Annotated in this window: 24 protein-coding genes; 17 read left to right on the top strand and 7 right to left on the bottom strand. The window is 59.6% G+C overall.

Features of this window, described 5'->3' with window-relative positions:
- The first annotated feature begins 9 nt into the window (after positions 1-9).
- Together AB4N42_RS26235 and AB4N42_RS26230 are read left to right on the top strand one after the other, a co-directional pair.
- On the top strand, positions 10-534 hold the full coding sequence (locus AB4N42_RS26235) for a gamma carbonic anhydrase family protein (RefSeq protein WP_198796568.1): 525 nt from the start codon (positions 10-12) through the stop codon (positions 532-534).
- Positions 531-740: a DUF1289 domain-containing protein gene (locus AB4N42_RS26230; protein WP_030138552.1), complete on the top strand. Its 210-nt coding sequence runs from the start codon at positions 531-533 to the stop codon at positions 738-740. Before AB4N42_RS26235 ends, AB4N42_RS26230 begins: the two co-directional genes overlap by 4 nt.
- Before the next feature lie 173 nt (positions 741-913).
- On the opposite strand, the gene AB4N42_RS26225 is transcribed toward AB4N42_RS26230, so the two are convergent.
- A complete protein-coding gene (locus AB4N42_RS26225; protein WP_030138551.1) occupies positions 914-1,531 on the bottom strand; it encodes a Pr6Pr family membrane protein in 618 nt (205 codons plus the stop codon).
- 30 nt (positions 1,532-1,561) lie between these two features.
- Positions 1,562-1,792, bottom strand: a complete 231-nt coding sequence (locus tag AB4N42_RS26220) for a VF530 family protein (RefSeq protein WP_030138550.1) — start codon at positions 1,790-1,792, stop codon at positions 1,562-1,564.
- 507 nt (positions 1,793-2,299) lie between these two features.
- On the opposite strand from AB4N42_RS26220, the gene AB4N42_RS26215 reads away from it, so the two are divergent.
- Positions 2,300-4,714 (top strand): glucose/quinate/shikimate family membrane-bound PQQ-dependent dehydrogenase, encoded by a 2,415-nt coding sequence (locus tag AB4N42_RS26215; RefSeq protein ID WP_198796566.1) that lies wholly within the window; start codon positions 2,300-2,302, stop codon positions 4,712-4,714.
- A gap of 300 nt (positions 4,715-5,014) precedes the next feature.
- Here the strand turns inward: AB4N42_RS26215 and purT are convergent, their stop codons facing one another.
- The 4 genes from purT to AB4N42_RS26195 all read right to left on the bottom strand — a co-directional run bounded on the left by purT (position 5,015) and on the right by AB4N42_RS26195 (position 8,366).
- A complete protein-coding gene (gene purT, locus AB4N42_RS26210; protein ID WP_030138548.1) occupies positions 5,015-6,196 on the bottom strand; it encodes a formate-dependent phosphoribosylglycinamide formyltransferase in 1,182 nt (393 codons plus the stop codon).
- A gap of 89 nt (positions 6,197-6,285) precedes the next feature.
- Complete coding sequence (locus tag AB4N42_RS26205) at positions 6,286-6,753, bottom strand: preQ0 transporter (protein WP_030138547.1); 468 nt, start codon at positions 6,751-6,753, stop codon at positions 6,286-6,288.
- Between the two features lie 261 nt (positions 6,754-7,014).
- On the bottom strand, positions 7,015-7,800 hold the full coding sequence (locus AB4N42_RS26200; protein ID WP_460115555.1) for a siderophore-interacting protein: 786 nt from the start codon (positions 7,798-7,800) through the stop codon (positions 7,015-7,017).
- A complete protein-coding gene (locus AB4N42_RS26195; protein ID WP_030138545.1) occupies positions 7,797-8,366 on the bottom strand; it encodes a PadR family transcriptional regulator in 570 nt (189 codons plus the stop codon). The genes AB4N42_RS26200 and AB4N42_RS26195 overlap by 4 nt, the downstream gene beginning before the upstream one ends.
- A gap of 429 nt (positions 8,367-8,795) precedes the next feature.
- Here AB4N42_RS26195 and AB4N42_RS26190 point away from each other — a divergent pair, with 429 nt between their 5' ends.
- From AB4N42_RS26190 to AB4N42_RS26155, 8 genes are all read left to right on the top strand, one after another.
- Entirely contained in the window at positions 8,796-9,287 is a 492-nt protein-coding gene (locus AB4N42_RS26190) for a CS1 type fimbrial major subunit (protein ID WP_198796563.1), read from the top strand.
- A 113-nt stretch (positions 9,288-9,400) separates the two neighbouring features.
- The gene (locus tag AB4N42_RS26185; protein ID WP_030138543.1) at positions 9,401-11,935 is read left to right on the top strand and encodes a CS1-pili formation C-terminal domain-containing protein; all 2,535 of its coding nucleotides are present in this window, start codon (positions 9,401-9,403) and stop codon (positions 11,933-11,935) included.
- A 139-nt stretch (positions 11,936-12,074) separates the two neighbouring features.
- Complete coding sequence (locus AB4N42_RS26180) at positions 12,075-13,322, top strand: hypothetical protein (protein WP_198796561.1); 1,248 nt, start codon at positions 12,075-12,077, stop codon at positions 13,320-13,322.
- 39 nt (positions 13,323-13,361) lie between these two features.
- Positions 13,362-14,606: a hypothetical protein gene (locus AB4N42_RS26175; RefSeq protein WP_030138541.1), complete on the top strand. Its 1,245-nt coding sequence runs from the start codon at positions 13,362-13,364 to the stop codon at positions 14,604-14,606.
- Between the two features lie 60 nt (positions 14,607-14,666).
- Positions 14,667-15,410: a molecular chaperone gene (locus tag AB4N42_RS26170; protein ID WP_334596997.1), complete on the top strand. Its 744-nt coding sequence runs from the start codon at positions 14,667-14,669 to the stop codon at positions 15,408-15,410.
- A gap of 38 nt (positions 15,411-15,448) precedes the next feature.
- The gene (locus tag AB4N42_RS26165) at positions 15,449-15,931 is read left to right on the top strand and encodes a CS1 type fimbrial major subunit (protein ID WP_030138539.1); all 483 of its coding nucleotides are present in this window, start codon (positions 15,449-15,451) and stop codon (positions 15,929-15,931) included.
- Between the two features lie 41 nt (positions 15,932-15,972).
- The gene (locus AB4N42_RS26160) at positions 15,973-16,464 is read left to right on the top strand and encodes a hypothetical protein (RefSeq protein ID WP_030138538.1); all 492 of its coding nucleotides are present in this window, start codon (positions 15,973-15,975) and stop codon (positions 16,462-16,464) included.
- 164 nt (positions 16,465-16,628) lie between these two features.
- Positions 16,629-17,099 (top strand): CS1 type fimbrial major subunit, encoded by a 471-nt coding sequence (locus AB4N42_RS26155; protein ID WP_410002279.1) that lies wholly within the window; start codon positions 16,629-16,631, stop codon positions 17,097-17,099.
- Positions 17,100-17,118: 19 nt separating this feature from the next.
- Here AB4N42_RS26155 and AB4N42_RS26150 read toward each other — a convergent pair whose 3' ends face one another.
- Positions 17,119-20,226 (bottom strand): transglycosylase domain-containing protein, encoded by a 3,108-nt coding sequence (locus tag AB4N42_RS26150; RefSeq protein WP_460115554.1) that lies wholly within the window; start codon positions 20,224-20,226, stop codon positions 17,119-17,121.
- A 400-nt stretch (positions 20,227-20,626) separates the two neighbouring features.
- Between AB4N42_RS26150 and AB4N42_RS26145 the strand changes: the two genes are divergently transcribed.
- The 6 genes from AB4N42_RS26145 (at position 20,627) to AB4N42_RS26120 (ending at position 26,551) form a co-directional block, all read left to right on the top strand.
- Positions 20,627-21,085 (top strand): REP-associated tyrosine transposase, encoded by a 459-nt coding sequence (locus AB4N42_RS26145; RefSeq protein ID WP_407682731.1) that lies wholly within the window; start codon positions 20,627-20,629, stop codon positions 21,083-21,085.
- A 560-nt stretch (positions 21,086-21,645) separates the two neighbouring features.
- Positions 21,646-23,067, top strand: coding sequence for an amino acid permease (locus AB4N42_RS26140; RefSeq protein WP_323154213.1), 1,422 nt, complete (start codon positions 21,646-21,648; stop codon positions 23,065-23,067).
- Between the two features lie 150 nt (positions 23,068-23,217).
- Positions 23,218-23,592 (top strand): GtrA family protein, encoded by a 375-nt coding sequence (locus AB4N42_RS26135; protein WP_198796557.1) that lies wholly within the window; start codon positions 23,218-23,220, stop codon positions 23,590-23,592.
- Positions 23,589-24,539 carry a glycosyltransferase family 2 protein gene (locus AB4N42_RS26130; protein ID WP_217861334.1) on the top strand — a complete coding sequence of 317 codons (951 nt, stop codon included), beginning with the start codon at positions 23,589-23,591 and terminating at the stop codon, positions 24,537-24,539. Before AB4N42_RS26135 ends, AB4N42_RS26130 begins: the two co-directional genes overlap by 4 nt.
- On the top strand, positions 24,536-26,071 hold the full coding sequence (locus tag AB4N42_RS26125) for a glucosyltransferase domain-containing protein (protein WP_460115553.1): 1,536 nt from the start codon (positions 24,536-24,538) through the stop codon (positions 26,069-26,071). Before AB4N42_RS26130 ends, AB4N42_RS26125 begins: the two co-directional genes overlap by 4 nt.
- 123 nt (positions 26,072-26,194) lie before the next feature.
- The gene (locus AB4N42_RS26120; RefSeq protein ID WP_217861336.1) at positions 26,195-26,551 is read left to right on the top strand and encodes a polysaccharide synthesis protein GtrA; all 357 of its coding nucleotides are present in this window, start codon (positions 26,195-26,197) and stop codon (positions 26,549-26,551) included.
- The last annotated feature ends 123 nt before the right edge of the window (positions 26,552-26,674 follow it).

Raw genomic sequence — 26,674 nt, 5'->3', positions numbered from 1 at the left:
AGGACTCCCATGAAATACCGCCTGGGCGATGCCCGTGTCGAAACCCACCCACAAAGCTGGGTCGCGCCCAACGCCACGCTGGTGGGCAAGGTCCGCCTCGAAGAGGGCGCCAACGTCTGGTTCAACGCGGTGTTGCGGGGTGACAACGAACTGATCCTGATCGGCAAGGACAGCAACGTCCAGGACGGCACGGTGATGCACACCGACATGGGCTATCCATTGACCATCGGCACCGGCGTGACCATCGGCCACAACGCCATGCTCCACGGCTGCACAGTGGGGGACTACAGCCTGATCGGCATCAACGCGGTGATTCTCAACGGCGCGAAGATTGGCAAGAACTGCATCATCGGCGCCAACTCGCTGATCGGCGAAGGCAAGGAGATCCCGGACGGTTCGCTGGTGATGGGCTCGCCGGGCAAGGTCGTGCGGGAACTGACCGAGGCCCAGAAGAAAATGCTCGAGGCCAGCGCGGCGCATTACGTTCAAAATTCGCAGCGTTATGCCCGCGACTTGGCCGAGCAAGAACAATGAACGCACCTGAACGTCCGGTTCCTTCGCCCTGCGTGAACATCTGCTCGCTGGATGATGACGATACCTGCACCGGTTGCCAGCGCACCGTGGCGGAAATCACCCGTTGGAGCCGGATGGACAACGATGAGCGCCGCGGCGTGTTGGCGTTGTGTCATGAGCGGGCGAAGGCGAGTGGGTTGGTGTGGATGTTGCCGGCAAAACGATGATTGTGAACACGCCCCTGTGGCAGAGGATTTATCTGTGGCGAGGGGATTTATCCCCGCTGGGCTGCGTAGCAGCCCCCAAATTCGGCGCCTCGGTGTGTCAGGCGGAATGAGTTGAATGCTTTGGGGCTGCTGCGCAGCCCAGCGGGGATAAATCCCCTCGCCACAGGGGCATGTCACAAGGCTTTAACCGATCGTCGCCCCAACCATCGATCCAACCCCACCACCCCCAGCGCAATCCCGACAAAACCGGCCAATACCCCCCCTGCATTGATGAACACCTGTGGATAACCCAGGCTCGCCACGTCAATGAATGGGTAGGGGTAGGCCGCCAGCAAATCCCCGCGCAGCAGGATGTAGGCGAAGTACACCAGCGGATAAATCATCCACAGCCCGATGTGACCCAGGCGCAATGTGCCTTTAGGCACCCACAGCCCCCAATAGATGATGAACAGTACAGGCATGACGTCATGCAGCAATTCATCGGCGACAAACTGCCAGCCTTCCGGTTGCCAGAGGTGGCGCAGCAGCACGTTATAGGCCAGGCCGACCAGGGCGATGCTCACCGCGATGCCGCTGCGTACCGCAGGTAGCAGGAACCAGCGCCGGACGGCGGATTCACGCTGGGTCAGTTCCCAGGTCAGCACCACGGCGGCGAGGGTATTGGTCAGCACCGTGAAAAAACTGAAGAAGTTGACCAAGCCGCCCAACAGGCTCGCGCCCAATTCCCAGCGACCCAGCAGGATCAGGTAAAGCTGGACGCTCAACCCAACCCAGCCGAGCAACGCCAGCATCGACACGAAACCGGTTCGCACGTCCACGGTTCAGAGGGGCCGCTTGGTGCGCATCAGCTTGATGTACAGGCGCTCGACTTTTTCCCGCGCCCACGGCGTCTTGCGCAGGAACGTCAGGCTCGACTTGATGCTCGGATCGCTTTTGAAACAACGAATATCAATGCGTTCGGCCAGGCCCGACCACTCGTAGTGCTGCACCAGGGCGTTGAGGATCTGCTCCAGCGTCACGCCGTGCAGCGGGTTGTTGTTCGGTTCGGTCATGGCGGGCCTTTGCATGAAGAAGTCTAAAGCCGCGCACCTTAGCCGAGGTGCCCGTTGGGTGGAAGTATGGCTTTCATCCTGGCTTCGTGAAGCTGGGCACACTGTTACCGAATCCGAGATGATCCATGTCAACAAAAGCGCTTTCTCTATTTGTAACAGGACATTATCCTTGCGCCGCTTGCTGAAACGCTTCTTCTGTTGTGACAGAGCCTCTGCGTACAGCCTGATCCGATAGAAAAATCAAAGAAAACCCAGCGTTCAGACTTGAGAGATAGCGCTGTCTCTTGGCGTATGACGATCGACTTTCTGTGGGAGCGGGCTTGCTCGCGAAGACGATTTCACATCCGGCCTTAATGTCGCCTGACACGTCGCTTTCGCGAGCAAGCCCGCTCCCACAATGGTCCGCGTCCACCCAATTACCTTTTTTACTGAACCATGCCCCGCCAGGATCGTCATCTAAAGTGACACCTTGCGCGGGACTCCTTAAAACGTCACGGAGATACAACTATGAGCACTGAGGGTGCTTTGAGTCGAAGCCGTCTGTTACCGAGCCTGCTCGGCATTCTGCTTCTATTGATGGGGCTGGCCTTGTTGGCCGGTGGGATCAAACTGAGCACGCTCGGCGGCTCGCTGTATTACTTGCTGGCCGGTATCGGCCTGGCGATTACCGGCGTACTGCTGATCATGGCCCGCCGTGCGGCCCTGGGATTGTATGCGCTGGTGCTGTTCGCGAGTACCGTCTGGGCGCTGTGGGAAGTGGGCCTGGATTGGTGGCAACTGGTGCCGCGCCTGGCAATGCTGTTTGCCTTGGGCATTGTCCTGCTGCTGCCATGGTTCCGCCGTCCGTTGCTGACCGCCGATGCATCGCCCATGGGCACCCGAGCGCTGGGCGCCGCGGTGATCATCGCCGGTATCGCCGCCCTCGCCAGCCAGTTTACCAACCCCGGTGAAATCAAGGGTCAACTGGACCGCGACAGCGTGCCGGGCATGGCCAACACCGCACCGGCCATGCCGGACGGGGACTGGAACTCCTACGGCCGCAGCGCTCACGGCGACCGTTATTCGCCGCTGGCACAAATCACCCCCCAGAACGTCGGCAAGCTGAAGGAAGCCTGGACGTTCCGCACCGGTGACCTGCCAGGGCCGAACGACCCGGGCGAGACCACGGCGGAAAATACCCCGCTGAAGGTCAACGGCATGCTGTATGTGTGCACACCTCACAGTCAGGTGATCGCACTGGAGCCTGAAACCGGCAAGGAAATCTGGCGTTTCGATCCGAAGCTTTCCACGCAAAAAGCGGAAAACTTCAAGGGTTGGGCCCACATGACCTGCCGTGGCGTGACCTACCACGACGACGCTGTCTACGCGTCCGCTGAGCAGAGCCCGACCGGCACCGCCAGCACCACGCCGGCCAGCACCGTGTGCCCACGGCGGATCTTCCTGCCGACCGCCGACACGCGCCTGATCGCCCTCAACGCCGACACCGGCAAGATGTGTGAAGACTTCGGCGACAAAGGCCAGGTCGACCTGACCGCGAACATCGGCGGCTTCACGGCCGGCGGTTACTACTCCACCTCGCCACCGGCGGTCACCCAGAACCTGGTAGTGATTGGCGGCCACGTCACCGACAACGTCTCCACCGACGAGCCAAGCGGCGTGATCCGCGCCTACGACGTACACACCGGCAAGCTGGTATGGAACTGGGACAGCGGCAACCCGGACGACACCACGCCGATTGCCGAAGGCAAGACCTACACCCGCAACTCGCCGAACATGTGGTCCATGTTCAGCGTCGATGAAAAACTCGGCATGCTCTACCTGCCGATGGGCAACCAGACCCCCGACCAGTTCGGTGGCATGCGTACCCCGGAATCGGAAAAATATTCCGCTGGCCTGACCGCATTGGACATAGCCACCGGCAAGGTGCGTTGGTACTTCCAGTTCACTCACCACGACCTGTGGGACATGGACGTCGGCGGCCAACCAACCCTGATGGACATGAAGACTGCCGATGGCGTGAAACCGGCCGTACTCGCATCGACCAAGCAGGGCAGCATCTACGTGCTGGACCGCAGCAATGGCCAGCCGATCATTCCGATCAAGGAAATCCCGGTGCCGCAAGGCGCGGTGGAGGGCGACCACACCTCGCCCACCCAGCCGATGTCCGACCTGAACTTCGTGCCGCCGGTCCTCAAGGAGCGCGACATGTGGGGCGTGACGCCGTTTGACCAGATGTTGTGCCGGATCGACTTCAAGTCGCTGCGTTACGACGGCATGTTCACGCCACCGTCGCTGCAAGGCTCGATCGTCTACCCAGGCAACTTCGGCGTGTTTGACTGGGGCGGTATTTCGGTCGATCCGGTGCGCCAGATCGCCTTCGTCAACCCGAGCTACATGGCGTTCAAGTCGAAGCTGGTTCCAGCAGCGGAAGTGGCGGGTGGCCCGGGTCGCAAGAGCGAAACCGAAGGCGTGCAGCCGAACAAAGGCGCGCCATACGGGGTGATCCTCGAAGCGTTGCTCTCGCCCATGGGCCTGCCGTGCCAGGCACCTGCGTGGGGTTATGTCGCCGCCGTGGACCTGACCAACAACAAGACCCTGTGGAAGCACAAGAACGGCACCGTGCGCGACAGCTCGCCAGTGCCGATCCCGCTGAGCATGGGCGTTCCAAGCCTGGGTGGTACCTTCACCACCGCCGGTGGCCTGGCGTTCCTGAGCGGTACGCTTGACCAGTACTTGCGCGCCTACGATGTGAAAAACGGCAAGCAATTGTGGGAAGGCCGCCTGCCCGCAGGCGCCCAGACCACGCCGATGACCTACACCGGCAAGGACGGCAAGCAGTACGTGCTGGTCGTTGCAGGTGGTCACGGTTCCCTGGGCACCAAGCAGGGTGACTATGTGATCGCCTACAAACTGCCGGATTAAATCCAAGCAGCGCTCATGAAAAAGGCGACACCCTTGCGGGTGTCGCCTTTATTTTAATACCCGATTTCACGCTGGCTTCTGTGAATACAACGAGCCTTTGGCTTTTGTGAACACAACAAGCTTTTGTGGCGAGGGGATTTATCCCCGCTTGGGCTGCGAAGCAGCCCTAAACCCAACAACTCGGGGTGTCAGGCAGATTGGGTTTGCTGCTTTGGGGCTGCTGCGCAGCCCCAGCGGGGATAAATCCCCTCGCCACAGATAAATCCCTTCCCTACAAGGATTGTGTTCAGCCTTGGGCTTTTACAGTTCGATTTTCACGGCCTGCGAAGCCCGGGTCGCCTTGGCGCGGGCGGCTTCGATGGATTCATCGCGGGCCAAGGCCACGCCCAGGCGACGCTGGCCGTTGACTTCCGGCTTGCCGAACAGGCGCAGCGCGGTGTCCGGTTCGCTCAGGGCGGCGCCGAGGTTGGCGAACGCGGTCTGGGTCGACTGGCCTTCTACCAGGATCACCGCCGAAGCCGATGGGCCGAACTGGCGGATCAACGGGATCGGCAAGCCAAGAATGGCGCGGGCATGCAGAGCGAACTGCGACAGGTCCTGGGAGATCAGCGTCACCAGGCCGGTGTCGTGCGGACGCGGCGAGACTTCGCTGAACCACACCTGATCACCCTTGATGAACAGCTCGACGCCAAACAGGCCACGGCCGCCCAAGGCCTCGGTCACCGCCTTGGCAACGCGCTCGGATTCAGCCAGGGCCGCCGGGCTCATGGCCTGTGGCTGCCAGGATTCCTGGTAGTCGCCCTTTTCCTGACGGTGGCCGACCGGCGCGCAGAACGTGGTGCCGCCGACATGACGCACGGTCAGCAGGGTGATTTCGTAATCGAAGTCGATGAAACCTTCGATGATCACCCGGCCTTTGCCGGCGCGGCCGCCTTCTTGGGCGTAGTCCCAGGCCTTCTGTACGTCATCGGCGCTGCGCAGCAGGCTCTGGCCCTTGCCCGAGGAGCTCATCACCGGCTTGACCACGCAGGGGAAACCCAGGGTTTCCACAGCCTTGCGGTAATCTTCCACGGTGTCGGCGAAGAAATAGGGGGAAGTCGGCAGCCCCAGCTCTTCGGCTGCCAGGCGACGGATGCCTTCGCGGTTCATGGTCAACTGCGCGGCGCGGGCCGTAGGGATCACGGTGAAGCCTTCGGCCTCCAGTTCCACCAGGGTGGCGGTGGCGATGGCTTCGATTTCCGGCACGATGTAGTGCGGCTTCTCGGCCTCGATCACCGCGCGCAGGGCGGCGCCGTCGAGCATGTTGATCACATGGCTGCGGTGGGCCACTTGCATGGCCGGCGCGTTGGCGTAGCGATCCACGGCAATCACTTCAACGCCCAGGCGCTGCAGTTCGATCACCACTTCCTTGCCCAGCTCACCGCTGCCACACAACAAAACGCGGGTCGCGGTGGGCGACAATGGAGTTCCGATACGGGTCATCTGAAGGTCCTCAAACAGGAGCGGGTCATCGGGGCGCGCGCCGGGCGAGCTTCCCAGGGGAGAAAGCGCGGCATTTTACATGAACCGCGTCAGCCGGCGATGGCCTGTTTGCGCAGACGCCAGGCCATGATCAGCCAGACGGCGGTGACCCCGGCGAATTTCGAAAGCAGGGCGGTCGTCACCACGGCGGGTGTCAGGGCATCGATCAGACCGAAGAAAATGAAGGTGTCCAGGGGAATGCTCAGGGCCGAGCTTATCCACAGGCGATCGTGCAATGGGCGCTTGGTGACGGTGAACACCAGCCAGTCGATGCATTCGGACACCGCGAATGCCGTGGCGCTGGCCAGGGCGATGGACGGGTCGGAGGTGACATAGGACAGCACCAGCGCTGCCAGCATCGCCACGATCGCGCCGTGACCGAAACGGGTCTGCACCATGTCCCGCAGGATAAACACCAGGCCACCCCAGGCCGACCAGATGATGTCCAGGTGTGGCGCGGCCGAGAAGGCGAAGTTGATCAGCACGACGCTGCTGATGTAGGCGAGCAGGAAAAGCATGGGGCCGGGTACCTGGTGATGACGGATAAGGTGTTAAAGGACAGCGATAGCCCTGTGGTGAGGGGATCTATTTTGTGGCGAGGGGATTTATCCCCGCTGGGCTGCGCAGCAGCCCTAAAATCAGGCAACTCGGTGGATCAGACAGATTGAGGTGACTGTTTTGGGGGCTGCTTCGCAGCCCAGCGGGGATAAATCCCCTCGCCACAGGGGTTATGTACAGTCCCTCAGTGGATGCAGGGTACTTCAGCCACCGCCCGTCCCTCAATCCTCCTCACTGTCATCCAGCTTCCAATACCCCACCGCCTTCACGAAATCCTGGTCCAACCCTTTCTCTTCCAGCAACACCTTGCGAATCTGCCGAGACACTTTGCTTTCGGTCGCGACCCAGGCATACAGCTTGCCTACCGGCATTTCCAATTGCTGCACGGTGCGCAGCAGGCTGTCGTGGCGGCCTTCGCGCAATACCCAGATCACATGCACCTGCGCCGGGCTTTGGAGCACTTGCTGTTCGGCGCCATTTTCAACTTCCACCACCACCAGGGCCCGCCGGTTGGGCGCCAGGCCTTCGAGGCGGCGGGCGATGGCGGGCAGGGCGGTTTCGTCGCCGATCAACAGGTAACTGTCGAAGATGTCCGGCACGATCATCGAGCCCCGTGGCCCGGCGATGTAAAGGTGTTGCCCCGGTGCCGCCTGCGTCGCCCAGGTCGCGGCAGGGCCGTCGCCGTGGAGCACGAAGTCAATGTCCAGCTCCAGGGTTTCCAGGTCATACCGGCGCGGGGTGTAGTCGCGCATCTCGGGCATCGGTCCCTGGGCCTTGCCGGCGGTGGGGTTGAAGTTTTCCAGGGCGGCGTGTTCCTCGGCGTTCTGCGGAAACAACAGCTTCACATGATCGTCGGTGCCCAGGCTTGCAAACCCGGCCAGTTCCGGCCCGCCGACGGTGATGCGGCGCATGCGTGGGGTCAGGTCGACGACGCGCAGCACTTGCAGGCGGCGGCGCTTGATCTCGTGGTTGACGCGGTGGATGGTGTTTGGATCGACTTCAGTCATGGGTTTGACTCCGAAACAGGTGGACGGCCCGGGCCGTCGGTGATGGCTTTGGCGGTGTCGTCGAGCAGGCCGCGCACCCGTTGGACTTCTTCCGGGCTCCAGCGGCCAGGGTGCTTTTGCAGCGCATGGCGCAGGTTATACACCGCTTCACGGATTTCAGGGGGACGATCGGGGCCACGCAGCATGCGCTTGCTGGTTTCGATTCGCTTGCGCACCTCATTCAGCGCGTCGGCCTGCTCTACAAGGGATAGACGTCCGGCATCGGTCACGCTGTAACTCTTTTTCCCATCTTCGACACCGCAAATGACCATTGCACTCATTTCCAGAAAGGCCAGCGTCGGATAGATAACGCCGGGGCTGGGGCTGTAGGCGCCATCGAACATTTGCTCGATCCGGCGCATCAGGTCATAGCCGTGGCAAGGCTGCTCGGCCAGCAGCGCCAACGACAGCAACTTCAGATCACCGGCAGCGAAGATGCGAGGTCCTCGGCTGTTACGTCCACGGCCCGTCGGGGCTCGTTCAAAACAGTCATGTTCGTCTTCAGGGGAAGAGTAAGAGGAGGTCATAGGCTGTTCTCCGTTCTGCCTAGATGTTGAGATATAACTTTTTGCATAAGATATATTTTGACGTGCGCGAAATTTCGAAACTAAGATATATCTAACTTGCCGTTCGTTATTTACAGTGAGGCAAGACCTTACCTGATTGCGATATAGAGGCCGAGTTTGATTTTTCCGGGCTTTTTTTCTTGACATCATCAAGCCCGCTTTATTGCTGGCGTTGTAAGTTCTTTCTGACATCCAAAATCTGTTTTTAACAGAATCCGAGTCTTTTTCTCGCACGCGTATGCCGGATTTACTACGTGCATATAGGAATCTGCCTGCTTTTTTTTGTTTCAATAGCGTTGATCATGCCCGGCGTTGGAAGTGCAGCCAGAATGATTGTCTGGCGGCAACTTCAACTCTTCTATCTATTGCAAAAGAACAGGTATGAACAACATGCTCAAACAACTCGTAACCGGTGCTTCCCTAGCAGCTGCCGCCCTGACTTCTTCGCTGGCATTCGCCGCCGACGACGCGCGCTCTTCCATCCACATCACTGCCAACATCCCGACCCAGCAGTTTCATGTGCAGCCTCGCAATCCGGACTTCGGTAAGGATGAGACCATGAGCTACAACACGGTCAGCGGCACCTTGACTTCGTTGCGCCAGACCTACGACGTGAAAAACACCGAAGGTTCGGTCCATGCCTATATCGAAGGCGGCCCTGCTGCGCTGTACAACGGCAGTAACTCCATTGCCCTGACCACCGCCTTCAACGGCGTCACCCTGAGCGCCCTGCCTCAGGAAGTGGTGGACGATGCCACCTCCACCCCAGGTACCCAGGCCGACATGACCATCGTCGCGGCCCGGCCTCTCGATACCCAGAACGGCCTGTACACCGCCGACATGACCGTCATCTTCGACGCGGTGCCTCGCGCTACGCCGTGATGCCATCCGATGCCCGTTGATTTGCACGGGCATTCGCAGGCCGGCCGGCACTCCCCAGCCGGTCGGCCTGTACCTGAAACGCCTTGAACGCTCGCTGATTAGAGAATCCGTTGATGTTTCCGATGACACCCATCGCGGGTGCGCTCGCGCTGTTGTTGTGCGCGAACGCCTCGGCCGCGCCGACTGCCCCCGGTACAACGCCCAAAAGCCTGTTGTCCCAGGCCAAGGGACTGCCGGCGGAGTTTGAATCCCACTTCTTCGATGTGCCACTGGCGGTTCGTGTTGAACTCAATCAACAGTACCTTGGCGAAGCCATGGTGGTATTGACCCGGGACGATCGTATTACGTTGCTCGAATTCACCGACACGCAAGACAGTCCGATCAGCAACCTCGAACGTGAGAAATGGGAACAACTGCTCAAGCAAGGACAGTCGCTGGGCGCATGCGAAGCCAATTGTTCATCAGGGCTGCTCGCCATGCATTACAGCCTCGAGAATTCGTTGGTGACGATCCTGACTCGGGATGTGGAACGCGGCACTGAAACCAAGCGTTACCACGATCAGCCAGAAGGTGGCAGCCTGGGTCTGATCTTCAACAACCAGCTCAATATCAATGGTGGCCAAGAGCAGGACACCGGCGGGCGCTATGGCCTGAATGCAAGTTCCAGCCTGGGCAACTGGAGTCAATCGCTCGACCTTCAACTCTCGCGTCTCGGCGGACCGGACGACAAGATCTACCACGCCGTCCACGAGCTCTATACCCAACGAGAACTGGAAGGCACTTTTTTTCGCCTGGGTTATTTCACGCCCAGCTCCGATGGCCTGAATCGACAGATCCGTTCGTTCGGTGCCAACCCGGACACTGCCGTGGGCGTGATGTATGGCAGCTCCGACAGCCTGGTCATCGATAATCCCCGGCCCAGCGTCTACCCCATCTACGTCACCGCGAGCCGACAGGCTTCGGTGGAGATTTATCGCAACGGCCTGTTGATCAATACGCAGGCGGTCAGCGCCGGCTTGCAGAGCCTGGACACCCGGCCCTTGCCCGGCGGCATTTATGAAGTGGAAGTCCGCTTGGTCGAGGACGGGCAAACCAGCGCCACCAGCCAGGAGCTGGTCTACAAGCCCAACAACTGGAGCAGCACCGAAGACCGCTGGCGCTACAACCTGTTTGCCGGCCGCGAAACCCGGCTCTGGAGCAACTGGGAAGACCAGCCTTCCGGCTTCACGACAGCCGGGGTCGGCTTGAATTACCTGCTGCACCCGCGGGTCATCCTGGGAGCCTCCACGCGCCAGGTGCAGGACAAGCTGCAAGTGGGCACCTCGGTGGATTGGACGCTGGCGAGCAACACCAGCCTCTACGCCAACGTCTATCAAACCCAGCAGTATGGCACCGGCATGGATCTGCAAGGTTTGTACAGCTACCTCAACGGCAGCGTGGTGGCCAGTCACAACCGCAGTTGGCTGGACACCCGCAACACATACGAAACGTTGCAGGACGGCACGCGTATTCGCCAGCGCCAAGTGTATGTCGGCCACACCAGCAATTCCTCGCTGTCGGTCAACCATCGCTTGAGCAACAAGACCTCCGTCAATGGGCGACTGGCCTACAGCGAAGGCAACATCCAGGGCACGGGGTTGGACCTGGGCTGGACCCAGCGTGGCCAACTGCGCGGCAGCGATGCCAACTGGCGGGTGTCGGTATTCGATCGCCCTGGCACCACCAGCACGGGGGACAAGCGCAATCGGGGCGTGGACCTGAGCGTCAGCGTGGCCTTGGGCGGGCCGGGGGAATACTGGTCGGGCAGCATCGGGACCCGCACCTCCCGCGATGGCGCGCGAGACAACAATGCCTCGCTCTCGTATCGCCGCAGCCTGGAAGACCATGTGCTGCAAAGCGTTTCCGGCACGGTGTTGGCCGACACCTATGGCGTGGGCCTGTCCAGTATTGCCAGTTTCGAAACCGATTCGCTTTTCGGCGATGGCTTCGTCCAGCGCTCGTCCTATAACGATAACCTCACCGGCGGCCTGAACCTGAGCAGCACGGTGGCGGTGGGTGGCAGCAAAGCGGCCGTTACCGCTACGCCTCATGGACGCGGCGCGGGCATGATCGTCGACGTCGAAGCCGACGTGGATGATGTTGTCCTGCGCGCCGACGACTTGACCGGCGGCAGCACCACGTTACGCCCCGGTCGCAACTTCGTGCCCATCACTGCCTACAAGAACAGCCAGGTGACCTTCGACTTCGAAGGCGTGCACCCGCCGGCGGCGAATATCCAACCTTCGCGCACCCGCTATCACCTGAACAAGGGCGGGGTGGACTACCGCAAGATCAGCGTGATGAGGACGGTGACCGTGCTCGGACGCCTGGTGGATGGGCAGGGCCAACCGCTTCGAGGCCACCACGTGATCAACCATGCCAGCCGCGGCATCAGCGAGGCGGACGGATTCTTTTCCATGGAAATGAATGCCGGCTCGCCGACCCTGGAAGTGCGCCACGCAAACGAATTGTTCTGCCGGTTCCGCCTCGACCCGGAGACTGCCAACCGCGAAGGCGATGTGTTGATGATCGGGGACTTGCGTTGCACGCCGGACACCTTGGCCGATACGGCAGTCGCCGAGGCTGGTGGGGTGAAGCAGCGTTCATGAAGCACCTTATTGGTAATGCCGTTCACCCGGGAAAAACGATGAAACCGTGGCTGGGAGAACCCGTGAGGGAGCAAGCTCCCTCGCCACGGGGCTTCTGGTTTTCTCGCAGTGATTTGTCTTCAAGTATGAGGTTGTATAAATGAAACCCTTATCGGTTGCAGTGCGCAGCGTGGTCTCGGTGTTGCTGTTTGCGTGTGTGCCTGTGGCCAATGCCTTGGAGCGGGACATCACTGCAATATTCAGGCCTGACCCTTCCAAGCCCCAGGAGAATACGTTTCTCAATACCACGCCGGTGAGTGGTTACTGCGCTGACCATCCCGCGGAATGCGGAACGGCAAAAATGTTCAGCCTCACGTTGCCTATTACCTTCGACTCGATCCGCCCCATCCAGGCGAATCATGGCGATGTTCGGCAAGGGGCGATGTTTCACGCGCCCGTCAATTGGCGCACGGTACAAGTCACCCATTCAGGAACGGGCGAAACGGAAATCGTTGAAGTGCGCTGGTCCGGTGTAGGCCTGACCTACCGTCTTCCAACGAGTGCAGTCAACCTGGTGGGTGGCGGCGTGAGCAACCTCACCGCGCATAGTATGTTGTGGGGCAACTCCTCTTGGGTAAATGCCCCTTCGCCATGTCGATACAGTGGTGTGGGTTATCTGAGTAGCGTGGATTACACGTTTTTCTGGAAAACCCCGGTAGCAGGTGTATGTGCCAAGAAGGCCAGCTACCTGATTCCCAGCATGAAGTACCTTTCGCTGAATTTTGCCTATGAGTTGCGCACCCCCAACCCCTTGAAAATGTCGTCCGGGCTATACACCGGTTCGCTGACCTATACCGTTGGCCCGGGGCAGGATTTCGATGTGGGCGACGTCATGCTCCCGGATGATTCAACACTGACGCTCAACTTCAAACTCAACGTCGAGCACACCCTCAAGGTCGAAGTCCCCCCCGGCGGCAACCGCGTGGAGTTGGTACCCCAGGAAGGCTGGCAATCCTGGCTGAACAGCGGTCGCAAGCCAACACGATTGTTTCGCGACCAGCGCTTCCATATCTCGGCGTCCTCGCGTTTCAAGATGGAACTCGAATGCCAATACGTCAGCGGCAATACCTGCGCAATTTCCGAAACCGGCACCGGTCATGCCGTGCCGGTGGATGTCAGCGTCACCCTGCCCGACGGCTTGACTGACGGCGCCGGGCAGCCGGTCAACCGTCGACGGTTACTGCGTGACGGCAGCGGTACCGAACTGTTCCAGCCGGGGCTTTATGTCGATCGCCGGTCGGGCACCCTGCACTTTGAAGTGGGCCGCGGCAGCGTCGAAGAGATGCTGGACAGCGGCGCCAAAGCCTACACCGGAAACATCACGGTGATCTGGGATTCAGAAGTTTAAAAACACCTATTCAACGGATTTGAATATGAGGTCATACCCATGAAAGGAACACCGGTAGTCGCGAACTGTGTGGTTTCAACGGTTTTGTTTGCGAGCATGCCCATGGCCAACGCCTTGACCCAGGACATCAGCGCTGTGTTCAGGCCAGACCCGTCGAAGCCTCAGGAAACCGGGTTTCTCAACACCACGCCAATGAGTGGTTATTGCGCCGAAGCTCCGTCGCAATGCCAGGCATGGAAAATGTTCAGCATCCGGCTGCCCCTGAGTGTGAATTCCATCAGGCCTATCCAGGCCGGGCACGCCGACGTTCGACAAGGGGCCATGTTTCAAGTACCTGCCAACTGGCGCACGGCGCAGATCGTTCATTCCGGTACGGGCGAGACCGAAATCGTCCAGGTGCGGTGGGTCGGCATTGGTGCTCGCTATCAAGTCCCTGGCAGCGTGATCGAACTGGTCGGTGGCGGGGTGGAAGCGGGCACTGCGCATACGATGCTGTGGAACGACAACTGGGGCCAGGCGCCTTCACCGTGCAACTCCAGCGGGTTCAGTCGTTTCGGCGACAACCATTACGAGTTTTTCTGGCGGACCCCGTCGGAAACCGAGTGCGCAAAAAAGGCCAACTTTGTGATCCCCAGCATGGCGTATCCCTACGTGGACTTTGCCTATGAGCTGCGCATGCCGAACCCGATGAGAATGTCGGCGGGGCAGTACACCGGGGATCTGACCATCGGCGTTGGACCAGGGCGGGAGCTGGACATGGGCGACGTCATGCTGCCCAGCGATTCGGCCATCACGCTCAATTTCAGGCTCGATGTCGAGCATACCTTCAAGGTCGAGGTGCCTCCCGGCGGAAACCGGGTGGAGCTGGTGCCCGATGGGGGCTGGCAAGCCTGGCTGAATGGCGGCAGCAAACCGAGCCGGCTGGCGCGCGATCAACGCTTCCATATCTCCACATCGTCACGCTTCAAGATGGCGCTCGATTGCCAATACATCAGTGGTAATACGTGCGCGATCGGCGAAGCCGGCTCGGGCCATTCCGTACCGGTGGACGTCAGGGTGACGCTGCCTGAGGGGCTGACCGATTTTGGCGGACAACCCATCAACCAGCGTCGCCTGTTGCGAGATGGCAGTGGCACGGAGCTGATCCAGCCCAGTGTCTATGTGGATCGCAGGCCTGCAAGCCTGCATTTCGAAGTGACTCGGCAAAGCATCGAAGAAATGCTCGACGGCGGCGCCAAAGTCTATTCCGGCAACATCACGGTGATCTGGGATTCGGAAGTTTGAGCGGCCTGATCGCCGGCGGTATCCAGTGAGTTGCGCTTAAAGCATGAGGTTGAGAAAACAATGAAACACGTATTGGCATGGGTGGGTTTGTACCTGTTTTGCGGCGTGGTCCAGGCCGGGCCGCAAATCGGTGTCGGGGTGGTCTACGACTACCTTGACGGTGATAAAAGCACTTACATGAAGCGGGTGTTCAATGGCGGAACGTCCACGGCATTCATCAAGGTCAATGTCCTGGAAATTCTCTATAACGAGGACGGCAGCTACCGCGAGGAGCCGGTGCAGAGCCAGCCTGGCGGGCTGGCCAAGGATGGCTTGATGGCCAGCCCGGCCCGGCTGATCGTGCCGGCCAACGGCATGCAGGGCACGCGATTGCTGTTCCTGGGTAACCGCGACAAGGAGCGTTATTTCCGGGTGCGCTTCGTGCCTGTGGTGCCGGAAGCGGAGGACGAGTTCGCCGTCAGCGAGGAGGAACGCGAGGCCTATAAAAAGGAACGGGTGGCGGCCGGGGTCAAGGTGCTGGCGGGCTACGGCACGGTGTTCTTCGTTCGACCCAAGAACACCCGTTTCGAGACCGTGATCGAGGACAACGCCAGCCGCTACGTGATGCGCAACAACGGCAACAGCGTGCTGGTGATCGATGAGTTTAAGGATTGCGTGGCGAAGAAGGAAAACGACTGCCGGCCGACCACCAAGCACCACGTCATGGCCGGCCGCACGTTCTCGTTCGACAAGGAGTCGGGACGTGAATACCGCTTCACGTTGATCGAAGGCAGCCAGAGCAAACCCATCCAGATCAAGGGTTGACGGTCGCCGTACCGTCCTTGACGCCACAGGTATCCACTATGTTCAAGACACTGGCATGCCCTCTCGCCGTCGCCGCGCTGACCTTGCCCTGGGCCCCGGCCTGGGGCGCGGTCGAGCGGGAAACCTTCGAGCTCTACGTGACCATCCCCACGGTCGAGTTCTTTGTGTTGCCGCTCGACCCGCAGTTGGTCCAGCGCGAACAGCGCTTGCCCTTCAACACGATCATCAATGACCTCAGTCCGCTGCGCGCGACCTACGAGGTGAAAAATACCAACGGTTCCATCGACGCCCGCCTCGGGGAGGAGGCGTATCTGTCCAACGGCCGCGAACGCATCGACCTGCGGGTGAGGTTCAACGGCGTCGAATTGACCTTGGATTCGGCCCAGGTGGTATCGGCCAGCGAGGCCCGGCCAGGACGCCAGGTCCCGTTGGAAATCGCCGCCATCCGGCCCGATGACGACTACAAGCCCGGCGATTACTACGGCACGGTACACATGGTGTTCGATGCCGTTGCGCCTTAAGGCTTGGTCTTTGTTTCTATCAACCATCAACAGGTAACGACATGTACAAAACAATAATATCTGCCGTCGCGCTGGGGGCTGCAGCCCTGAGCCCTTTACTGGCCGGGGCGGCTGACGATGCGCGTTCAGCCATCCACATCAGTGCGAACATTCCGAACAAGCAGTTTCATGTGCAGCCGCGTAATCCTGATTTCGGCAAGAACGAGGTCATGCACATGGATCCAGTGAGCAGGAAATTGACCTGGCTGCGCGAGACCTTCGATGTGAAGAACACCGACGGTTCGGTGCATGCCTACATCGATGGTCCAGCCTGGTTGTACAACGGCGTTCATTCGATCCCTCTTTTTATCACGTTCAACAACGTTGGCCTGGGTAGTACTCCGACGGAGGTGGTAGATGACGCAACGTCCACGCCAGGTATGCAGGCCGAGATGGTCATCTTCAATCCGTGGGCGGTTTCAACCAGACTGTCAGGCCAATTTACTGCCGATATCACCGTAATTTTCGACGCGGTCCCTCGAGTCAGCCTGTAAACCACCGAGCCACGCCGTGACTCATTGCCCCGCCACCGTGCCTCGCAGGGCGTACCAATGGCGAATTGAGCTTCAGCACACAACCCTTCGGCGAGGGAACAAACTCCCTCGCCACAGGTTTTTTAATAGGAAAGGTGTCAAGTATGTTTAAAAAGAGGGTGTCAGTGACTGCCCTGGCTATCGCGGCCTTGAGTGCTTCGTGGGTGTTCGCTGCCAATGATGCACGCTCTTCCATTCATGTCACTGCAAACATTCCGAACAAGCAGTTTCATGTGCAGCCTCGCAATCCGGATTTCGGTAAAGACGAGTACATGAATTACAACCCTGTCAGCTACGAGTTGAGTTCCATACGCCAGGCCTTTGATGTAAAGAATACCGACGGCTCGGTCCATGCCTACCTTGATGGGCGCTCTATTTTATCCAATGGTGTCGTGCTCATACCGCTGCGAGTCAGGTTCAACGACGTCTTGTTGGACGAGATGCCTCGAGAAGTAGTCGATGACGCCACATCCACGCCAGGGACCCAGGTGGAGATGTTCATCCATGCCAATCATTGGCCCATTCCTCGTGATCCTGGCCTGTACACCGGGAACTTCACTGTCGTCTTCGATGCGGTGCCTCGTGTAACCCTGTAAACCAAGGTCCCGGTGCAGGTTATTGTCCCGCCACCAACGGCTTGCACTGGGTATGAGTCCCCGGTTGCAAGTACGGCGTGAGAAACGGTGCCATGCCCTTGAGCACCTGCACCGGCAAGGCTGAGGTGAATTTGAAGTTCTGTGCCGAGGCCCCCGGGACGTAGGCGGTGAGGGTGCCGAAATGGCTGTCGCCGATGTAGAACACGAACGTCGCCGTGCGGTTGATCGACTTGGAGCTGAGGATTCGGCCGCCGGCACCGATGGCTTCGATGCGGTTGTCACCGGTGCCGGTCTTGCCGCCCATCGCCAGCGGCGTGCCATCGGCGAGCTTGAAACTCCCCGCCACGCGTTTCGCGGTACCGGCGTCGACCACTTGGGACAGCGCGCCGCGCAGCGCCTGGGCGACTTCCACCGGCATCACCCGCTTGCCGTTTTCCGGATTGCTGACCAGTCGCGTTTCATAGGGTGTGCCCACCGCGAACTGCAAACTGTCGACGCGCAGGGCGGGGCGACGCACGCCGTCATTGAGGATCGTTCCCACCAGTTCCGCCAACGCGGCCGGGCGGTCGCCGGAGCTGCCGATGGCGGTGGCCAGCGAAGGCACGAGGTGATCGAACGGGTAGCCGACTTGCTGCCAGCGCTGGTGAATATCCAGGAAGGCTTCGATCTCCAGGATGGTGCGGATGCGACTGTCGCGGGCGCTCTTGTGCCGGCTCTTGAACAACCAGCTATAGACTTCCTGGCGCTCGAACTGGCTGGCCTTGACGATCTGGCTGAACTTGGCGTCGGGGTTGTTCAACAGGTAACCCATCAACCACAGGTCCAGCGGGTGGACCTTGGCGATGAAGCCCTGGTCCGGCAGGTCATAGGCGCCGGGGCCATAGCTTTGGTAGAGCCGTTCCAGGCGTTCATCAGTGAGTTTTTCCGCGCTTTTTGCCGTCTTCAAGTGCGCACGCACGAAGCGATTGAAGCTCTCCTGGCTGTCGTTGGGAAAGAAATAGCGGTGCACGGCGGCCAGGCGAATTGCGGTGGGACGCATGCCGTCGAGGAAGGTTTCCAGGCGCTGGCCGGTGTCCTTCTTCTGATATTTCTTCCAGAACCTGAGCAGGAACGACGTGCCCTCGCGATCGGCGAATTGGGCCAGGTATTCCTGGCGGCGCGGGTCCTTGTCGTCCTTGAGCAGCTCGGAACTATTGTTGGGGCCGGCATAGGTGGCGTAGCGCACCAGGTCGCGCATCAGGCGAATGAACGGCAGGTTGATGGATTCGCGCAGGGCGTCGCGCAGCGTCGGCAGGCGGCCGTCGTCTTCCTTGCGGAAGTTATGGAAGGTGTGCAACCCGCCGCCAGTAAAAAATGCCTCGCCGGGGCTGGCCGAATAGGTGCGATCCAGCGCGGCTTCGAGCATCTTCGGCAGGCTGCGGTCGGTGTTTTCAATCAAGTAGTCCACCGCCCAGCGCGACAGGCGATCCTGCTCGGCGATCTCGGTTTTCTTCAACGCCGCCGGGGCCTGCTGGGCATAACGCTCGTGCAGTTCGGCAATGATTTGCAGGTAGGTGGTCAGCACGCGCAACTTGGCGGTGGAGCCCAGCTCCAGCTTGCTGCCTTCGTTGATGTCGAAAGGCTGGTCGGTGCTGTCGGTTTGAACGCGCACGCGGGAGCCATCCTGGGTCAGTTCCAGCAGGGTGAAGCTGTAGCGCACCTGCGTGGTGCTGGTCGGGGTCAGCAGGCGTTCTCCCATCAGGCCGATCTCGGTCGCGAAGGCCGGGTCGGCCAAGCGCTTGAGGTACTCGGTGGCCTGGGCCTGCAAGTCGCTCTGCAAGGTGCTGGTGGCGGAGAGGTCGAGGCGATCGAGGTCGTACAGCGGACGGTTGAGCAGCGCCGCGAGGCGACTGCGGGCGGCACTGATGCCCTTGTTTGTTTCGTTGGGCTGGACGGTCGGGTCCTGGACCCAGTCACGGTAGGAAACCTTGCTCGCCAGCGCGGCCTCGGACAGTGCGGCGTCGATCACACCGTTCTGCGCCAACAAGCGGATGTGGCTGTCGGTCAGGCGCGCGAGTTCGTCATGGCCCTTGGAAAGGTAATGGGACGGCCGTCGCTGGGCGATCATCAACGACAGCATTTCCCGCAGGGCCAGGCCCTTTTCCGCCAGGCTCTTGGGATCGGTGGCGGTGCTGAACAAACGTTCATTGGCCCGTTTGAAATCCGCGCCATACCAGACCCTCAAACCTTCCGCCATGCCGTGGACTTCGCCATGCCCCGGCACGGCCGAGAGGGGGACGCTGTTGAGGTAGTCGCGGACGATCCGCTGGCGCGCCTCAAGGGTTTGCGGGCCGGCCTGGTAAGCGCGCACGCTGGCGGAAATCATCTGGCGGATCTTCTCCGCGCCCGACACGGTCAGGCCTTCGGGGGAGTGCCGGTATTTCTCAAGCTGTGTAGCCAGCGTGCTACCGCCGGCCGACTGTCCCGGCAGGCTCAACAGCTTGGCCACCTGCGACCAAGCCGCCATGCCGAAGCGCGGCCAGTCTACCGCCGGGTTGGCCAGTGGCTGCTTGGGGTCGAGCAGAAAGCGGTTCTCGATGAACAACAGGCTTTGCACCACCACCGGCGGGATGGCGTCAAAGCTCGCATACAGCTGCTGCGGGTACTTGAACTGATACACCGGCGCGGCGCGGCAATCGGTGAGGGTCAGCCCCGCCTGGATCTTTTCCGCGTAGGGCACGAACAAGCCCTTGTGGACGTAGTCCATCAAGGCCGGCGAAAACCGTGCCTGGGCCTCGACCACATAATCACGCTTGAGCAGCCGCGGCAGGAATTCTCCCAGCGAGCTATACCCCAACCGCTGATCGAACGGGCCGGCCCCGGGATAGACGATGGCATCGCTCGGACCCGGTTGCACCGAATAGGTCAAGGATGCGGCGTACTTGCTGACCTCCTGGGCCTGGAACCGGGAGGTGCGCATCTCCTTGGCCACGGCCAGGCCGACCACCACCACGATGATCAGCAACAACAACCAGAACGCCCGCCAGCCATGCCGGGCGCGGCGAGTTTTTTTGGGTAAAGGCGCTTCTTCCATACGTTCAGTCGGGACCACAGGTTTATTCGAATCGGTTTGCCACAAAGCGCCCATAGTCGACTGATCCATTCACGCAGATTGATCGGACTTGCTTGAAGCTTAGACGGTGGTTGGCGTGGGGGGAGGGGAAATTGTCGGCATCAAAGTGAGACCGGCAAGGGGTGAGGTTCCTGTGGCGAGGGGATTTAGCGAAACGTCGCACCGCCCCGCTGGGCTGCGCAGCAGCCCCCCAAACAGTCACCTCAATCTGTCTGATCCACCGAGCTGTCAGGCTTTAGGACTGCTTCTCAGCCCAGCGGGGCGGTGCGACGTTTCGCTGAATCCCCTCGCCACAGATAAATCCTTCTCATCAAAGGGATTACGCGAGTTTCGGAAATTTCACTCGACGTTTGCGGCGTTGACATCACATCGGCGTGGCTACGCTGCGTTCAAGCCCATTCAAAGGAAGCAAGGAATGCATCCACGCCCAAATTCCCATCGCTTGCGTCGAGGTCGTTATTCGGAGCCAGAACGAGCTTATCTGGTGACTGCTGTCGTTCATCAGCGGCGACCGGTTTTTTCAGATTGGAAGATCGGACGGCTATTGGTCGCTGAATTCAAACGTGCTCATGATTCCGGTCAGGTGAATTCTTTGGCTTGGGTGGTGATGCCGGATCATTTCCACTGGTTGCTGCAGATTATTGATGGTCATCTCAGTCACGTCGTAGGCGTTACCAAAGCTCGATGCACCCATAGCGTCAATAAAAAGATCGGACTGTCTGGTCCACTTTGGCAAAGCGGCTTTCATGACCGCGCGATTCGAGATGATGAGGATGTGCGGCACTTCGCGCGCTACGTCGTTGCCAATCCGCTTCGCGCGGGACTGGTGAGTCGCATTGGCGACTATCCGCTGTGGGACGCTGCGTGGCTATGAGCCACTTGGGTTTAGCAATGAGCCCCGGTGGCGAAACATTCATCCGTGGCGAGGGGATTTATGCCCGCTGGGCTGCGCAGCAGCCCTTCCAAACATTCACCTCAATCTGTCTGATCCACCGAGCTGTCAGGCTTTAGGACTGCTTCGCAGCCCAGCGGGGATGAATCCCCTCGCCACAATCAGATCCCTTAATCACAATTAGATCCCCTAGTCACGATGGTCTGAAAGCCTTGAACCAGAGCCATCACCCCATGCCAGGACATGACGCTGCACCATCACTGTGCAATACTCGTCGTCGCTTCAAAAAGGCCCTTGGTTCAGATAATCCCTCTTGATAAAGCCATCATCGGCTTAGGCATTCCCTGAATTAACCTGCTTTTACAGTGAAACTTTCTGTTCCCGGCTTTTTATACTGCACGACCCGCTGATCCTGAGGTTGTTGTCCCACAGGACGGCCTGCCCACAAGGCAGGCCCGGTTTCGGCAAGGCTTGCAGGCCCACCCGCCTGCGGCTTTGGAGACTCGGTGGTCAATCCAATAACAAGACGAGGTTGTATCCCTATGCCAGTCGGCAATCCTCTGCCCCATGGCGAGACCGCGCAGGGTGGTCCGCTCAAACGTGAGCTCGGCGAGCGGCATATCCGCTTGATGGCGCTCGGCGCCTGCATCGGTGTCGGGCTGTTCCTCGGTTCGGCCAAGGCCATCGAAATGGCCGGCCCGGCGATCATGCTGTCCTACATCATCGGTGGCCTGGCGATCCTGGTGATCATGCGCGCCCTCGGCGAAATGGCCGTGCACAACCCGGTGGCCGGTTCGTTCAGCCGCTACGCCCAGGATTACCTCGGCCCGCTGGCCGGCTTCCTGACGGGTTGGAACTATTGGTTCCTGTGGCTGGTGACCTGCGTGGCGGAAATCACCGCCGTGGCGGTGTACATGGGCATCTGGTTCCCCGATGTACCCCGTTGGATCTGGGCCTTGGCGGCGCTGGTCAGCATGGGCTCGATCAACCTGATCGCGGTGAAGGCCTTCGGCGAATTCGAGTTCTGGTTCGCCCTGATCAAGATCGTCACCATCATCGCCATGGTCATCGGTGGCGTCGGCATCATCGCCTTCGGTTTCGGCAATGACGGCGTGGCCTTGGGCATCTCCAACCTGTGGACCCATGGCGGTTTCATGCCCAACGGCGTCTCCGGCGTGTTGATGTCCTTGCAAATGGTCATGTTCGCCTACCTGGGCGTGGAGATGATCGGCCTGACCGCCGGTGAAGCGCGCAACCCGCAGAAAACCATCCCCAACGCCATCGGCTCGGTGTTCTGGCGGATCCTGCTGTTCTACGTCGGCGCGTTGTTCGTGATCCTGTCGATCTACCCTTGGAACGAAATCGGCACCCAGGGCAGCCCCTTCGTCATGACCTTCGAGCGCCTGGGCATCAAGACCGCCGCCGGCATCATCAACTTCGTGGTGATCACCGCCGCGCTGTCGTCCTGCAACGGCGGGATCTTCAGCACCGGGCGGATGCTCTACAGCCTGGCGCAGAACGGCCAGGCCCCGGCCGGCTTCGCCAAGACCTCCAGCAACGGCGTTCCACGCCGCGCGCTGCTGCTGTCCATCGCCGCCTTGCTGCTGGGCGTGCTGCTCAACTACCTGGTGCCGGAAAAAGTCTTTGTCTGGGTGACTTCCATCGCCACCTTCGGCGCGATCTGGACCTGGGTGATGATCCTGCTGGCCCAGCTCAAATTCCGCAAAGGCCTGAGCGCTTCCGAGCGTGCCGCACTGAAATATCGCATGTGGCTGTACCCGGTTAGCTCCTACCTGGCGCTCGCTTTCCTGGTGTTGGTAGTGGGCCTGATGGCGTACTTCCCCGACACCCGCGTGGCGCTGTATATCGGCCCGGCATTTCTGGTGCTGCTGACGGTGTTGTTTTACACCTTCAAGTTGCAGCCGACCGGGAATGTGCGGGGAGCCGTGCGTTCGGTTTCCTGAGTCGATAGCGATGTAAACCAGAGCCCCGGTCCACGACCGGGGCTTTCTTTTTCCTGAACTGTGGAGCGCCTGTTACTTCTAACGATAGTCCGCGTGCTGACGGGGCCCTGGATTCAACGTAGTCCGACAGCACGGCCGTTGGAGGGGCTTATGAAAGCGATATGGAACGGTTTTTTCAGCTATTCGCTCGTCGGGTTGGCCAATACGCTGATCCATTGGCAGATTTTCTTTGTGCTGCGCGTGGCGTTCGGCCTCGACCAATCGACGAGTAACTTCATCGCTTTCTGCGTGGCCGCCTCCTTTTCTTTTTATGCCAACGCGCTCTACACCTTTGAGGCCAAGCTCTCCGTGCCGGGTTATGTGCTTTTCCTATGCGTCATGGGCGCGCTCAGCTTCATCGTCGGTCACTTGGGGGATCGCTGGCACCTCCATGGCCTGCTGACCGTGGCGGCGTTTTCGCTGTTGAGCCTGGTACTTGGTTTCCTGTTTTCCCGGTTCGTCGTGTTTCGCGGACATCGGCCATGAAGATCTCGCTGATTGTCCCGGTGTACAACGAAGAACAGGCCATCGGTCTCTTCTACGAAAGTGTCCGTCAGCATCCGCAGCTCAAGGATCATTGCGTCGAGATTGTCTTCATCAACGACGGCAGCAACGACCAGACCGCCGGCCTGGCGCGAGAGATAGCGTTGACGGACAGCGAAGTCCTGCTGATCAACTTCTCCCGTAATTTTGGCAAGGAGCCGGCCTTGTTCGCCGGCATCGAGCACGCCAGCGGCGATGTGGTCATCCCGATGGACGTGGATTTGCAGGACCCCATCGACGTGATTCCGCGCATGGTCGAGCAATGGCTAAAAGGCGCCGAAGTGGTGCTGGCCAAGCGTCGCGATCGTTCGTCCGACAGTTACCTGAAGCGCCGAGGCGCGGCGCTGTTCTACCGTTTGCTCAATCGCATTGCCTATCCCCATATCGAACAGAACGTGGGGGACTTTCGCTTGATGGACCGCAAGGTCGTGGAAGTCATCAAGACGCTTCCCGAGTATCAGTTGTTCATGAAAGGCGTGTTGTCGTGGGCGGGTTTCAATACCGTCATCATCGAATACGACCGCGCGGGCCGCGCGGCGGGCAACAGCAAGTTCAACGGCTGGAAATTGTGGAACCTGGCCCTGGAAGGCATCACGTCGTTCAGTACCGTGCCGTTGCGGTTGTGGACTTACGTGGGCAGCTGCATTTCGTTGATCTCATTGCTGTATGCCGCCTACCTGATCCTGGACAAGTTGATCTTCGGAAGCGATCTGCCAGGTTATCCATCGCTGATGACCGCGGTCCTGTTCCTCGGCGGGGTGCAACTGATCGGCATCGGTGTGTTGGGTGAATACATCGGGAGAATTTATCTGGAGACCAAACATCGCCCCCGATACGTCATCAAGGAAATGATCCGGGGCGGCCAACCCAAGATGCGAGATGAGCCGTGAGCCAGTTCCTGTGGGCAAGAACCTTAATGCCACGGGAAGTGTTGCTGTATTTCCTGGCGGCCAGTTTTCTTTTCATCTTTCCCTTGGTGCAGGCTGATTATTTCTACAACGACGACAACTGGCGGGCGCTGATGGCCGGAGGAGGTTGGCGCGAGGAGGGGCGCGTTGTCATCGAGTGGTTCTACAACGTCCTCTCGTTCGGCTCGACATCAGCGGATCTGTTTCCCTTGCCATTGTTCATCGCGACGACCGCTGTTTCGTTTGCGTTGAGATCGCTGGTTTTTTTCTATTTCGAACGACCGACGTTAGTTCATTGCCTGGTCGTCCTGCCCATCTGGTACAACCCTTTTCTCTTGCAGAACCTGTCTTATCACTATGACGGGCCGGCCATGGCGTTGGGATTGGTGGCGCTTATTCATGCCGTTATCTGGTCATCTGACAGGACCTGGCGAAACGTCCTGGTTCCGGCATTGTTATTGGCGCTGGCACTGTCCATCTACCAAGTGCTTATCGGTTTTTTTATCGCGGTGTGCTGTGTTGAGGTGATCCGCCTGGTTTGGCAGGGCAAGCCTTCGCAGCAAGTGTTGCGGTTGATCGGCTGCAAGCTGGTGGCAATCGGTGTCGGCGTATCGGTTTATTACCTCACGGCTTATCAACTCATGACGGGAGCGCGTCAGGTGTTGTTGCCGTTGGGCATCAGCAGCCTGCTGGAAATTGGAAATCGCCTTTCGTTTCTGGCGCGCATGTTCGATGGCTGGGTTACCGAAGGCGCCCAGGCATTGGTGTGGGGCGGTGCGTTGCTGACGCTGGTTGGGTACGTGTGGGGAGGCATCGGGTTAGTTCGTCGTGCGGAATCTCCCTGGCGAGAAGCACCGCTGTTGTTTTGTTATCTGCTGGCCCCTGCGGTGCTCTTGTTCTGTATCCCTGGCATCACGCTTTTTTTCGCCGAGTTCAACTACGGCGCCAGGACGCTGGTGGCTTTTTCGGCGTTGTTGTTGCTGGTGTTTTTTCTGAGTCTGCAAATACTCATGCGCCTTCATGCACGCTTGGGATTGGTCCTGTTGATTCCATTACTGGCGATGTTGTCGTTTTCGTTCGGACACGGGCGCGTCCTCTCGCTGCAAAAACAACAGGAGGCCGTTGTGTTGGCCTCGCTGGCCTACGACATCAACCATTCGCCGCTGCGCGATAAGGATCGCATCTACATGATCCCCGAGCTGAAAGCCAACTGGCTCCCGGCAGCCAGCGGTTTATTCGCGGCGATGCCGGCTCAGCAATATGTGCTGGGCGTGGGCTATGTATTACTTCCTGAAAGCTTGCCGCGAGCGGGCGTTACCAATGTGTACCTGGCCAAGGATCCCACGGTGATTGCATCGATTCGACGGGGGGATTTTTCGCCGATTGTTTCCACTCGTTTTTATGACCTCTTCGTCATCCACGACAGCGGATATATCTCGATGAAAAAGCCCCAGGGCGATCCTGATGTCGTGTCCAAGTTGTGTTTGTTCGTCGATGTCGAACGTTGTCGCTGACACGCCGGATAAGAACGACCGTCCGTCGGAATCAGTGCCCGACCTGTAAGACCTGACAGTAGATCGCCGTGTGACCCTGGCCTAGTTTGGAAACCCCTGACGGTAAATGACAAGGCAGATACGATGAAGGATTTCTCTGCGTTGACGATGATCGTCCTGGTCAATGGGTTGATTCATGGCGAGATTTTTTTCCTGCTGTATGGCGCCGTTGGACTGACCCAGGCAACCAGTAACTTCGCAGCGTTTTGCGTCGCTGCGGTGTTTTCGTTTTACGTGACGGCGCTTTATATCTTTGAGCCTGGGAAGTCATGGCGCGGCTATCTGCTGTTCCATTGCTCGATGGGTGTTGCGAGCTATGGCATCGGCTCGATCGGCGATGCGTTGAGTTCGCCTGGATGGGTGGCGGTCGCTTTGTATTTCTTGCTGAACCTGGCGACGGGCTACAGCTTGTTCCGGTTCCTTGAATGCCGCGTCTTGTAGTTTCTGCGACTGTTCATCGGCGTGGAGCATCGACTCAAGCCATGTGAAGAGGATCAAGGTACCCAGAAGGGTTGCCGAGGCCAGGCGAGTCCGGTCCATGGCGTCAACCCCTCGATCCGCTTG

The organism is Pseudomonas sp. H2_D02 (assembly GCF_054677635.1).
Note: the sequence above shows the minus strand (reverse complement) of the source record. Positions and strands in the feature narration are given on the sequence as shown.

Coding starts and splice junctions, on each gene's coding strand:
- AB4N42_RS26225 (WP_030138551.1), bottom strand. CDS start 1,531: ATGCTGGCGTTGCTCGGCTGGGTTGGGTTGAGCGTCCAGCTTTACCTG.
- purT (WP_030138548.1), bottom strand. CDS start 6,196: ATGACCCGTATCGGAACTCCATTGTCGCCCACCGCGACCCGCGTTTTG.
- AB4N42_RS26165 (WP_030138539.1), top strand. CDS start 15,449: ATGTTCAAGACACTGGCATGCCCTCTCGCCGTCGCCGCGCTGACCTTG.
- AB4N42_RS26185 (WP_030138543.1), top strand. CDS start 9,401: ATGTTTCCGATGACACCCATCGCGGGTGCGCTCGCGCTGTTGTTGTGC.
- AB4N42_RS26215 (WP_198796566.1), top strand. CDS start 2,300: ATGAGCACTGAGGGTGCTTTGAGTCGAAGCCGTCTGTTACCGAGCCTG.
- AB4N42_RS26235 (WP_198796568.1), top strand. CDS start 10: ATGAAATACCGCCTGGGCGATGCCCGTGTCGAAACCCACCCACAAAGC.
- AB4N42_RS26175 (WP_030138541.1), top strand. CDS start 13,362: ATGAAAGGAACACCGGTAGTCGCGAACTGTGTGGTTTCAACGGTTTTG.
- AB4N42_RS26145 (WP_407682731.1), top strand. CDS start 20,627: ATGCATCCACGCCCAAATTCCCATCGCTTGCGTCGAGGTCGTTATTCG.
- AB4N42_RS26160 (WP_030138538.1), top strand. CDS start 15,973: ATGTACAAAACAATAATATCTGCCGTCGCGCTGGGGGCTGCAGCCCTG.
- AB4N42_RS26200 (WP_460115555.1), bottom strand. CDS start 7,800: ATGACTGAAGTCGATCCAAACACCATCCACCGCGTCAACCACGAGATC.
- AB4N42_RS26180 (WP_198796561.1), top strand. CDS start 12,075: ATGAAACCCTTATCGGTTGCAGTGCGCAGCGTGGTCTCGGTGTTGCTG.
- AB4N42_RS26140 (WP_323154213.1), top strand. CDS start 21,646: ATGCCAGTCGGCAATCCTCTGCCCCATGGCGAGACCGCGCAGGGTGGT.
- AB4N42_RS26205 (WP_030138547.1), bottom strand. CDS start 6,753: ATGCTTTTCCTGCTCGCCTACATCAGCAGCGTCGTGCTGATCAACTTC.
- AB4N42_RS26170 (WP_334596997.1), top strand. CDS start 14,667: ATGAAACACGTATTGGCATGGGTGGGTTTGTACCTGTTTTGCGGCGTG.
- AB4N42_RS26190 (WP_198796563.1), top strand. CDS start 8,796: ATGCTCAAACAACTCGTAACCGGTGCTTCCCTAGCAGCTGCCGCCCTG.
- AB4N42_RS26150 (WP_460115554.1), bottom strand. CDS start 20,226: ATGGGCGCTTTGTGGCAAACCGATTCGAATAAACCTGTGGTCCCGACT.
- AB4N42_RS26230 (WP_030138552.1), top strand. CDS start 531: ATGAACGCACCTGAACGTCCGGTTCCTTCGCCCTGCGTGAACATCTGC.
- AB4N42_RS26135 (WP_198796557.1), top strand. CDS start 23,218: ATGAAAGCGATATGGAACGGTTTTTTCAGCTATTCGCTCGTCGGGTTG.
- AB4N42_RS26120 (WP_217861336.1), top strand. CDS start 26,195: ATGAAGGATTTCTCTGCGTTGACGATGATCGTCCTGGTCAATGGGTTG.
- AB4N42_RS26195 (WP_030138545.1), bottom strand. CDS start 8,366: ATGACCTCCTCTTACTCTTCCCCTGAAGACGAACATGACTGTTTTGAA.
- AB4N42_RS26130 (WP_217861334.1), top strand. CDS start 23,589: ATGAAGATCTCGCTGATTGTCCCGGTGTACAACGAAGAACAGGCCATC.
- AB4N42_RS26220 (WP_030138550.1), bottom strand. CDS start 1,792: ATGACCGAACCGAACAACAACCCGCTGCACGGCGTGACGCTGGAGCAG.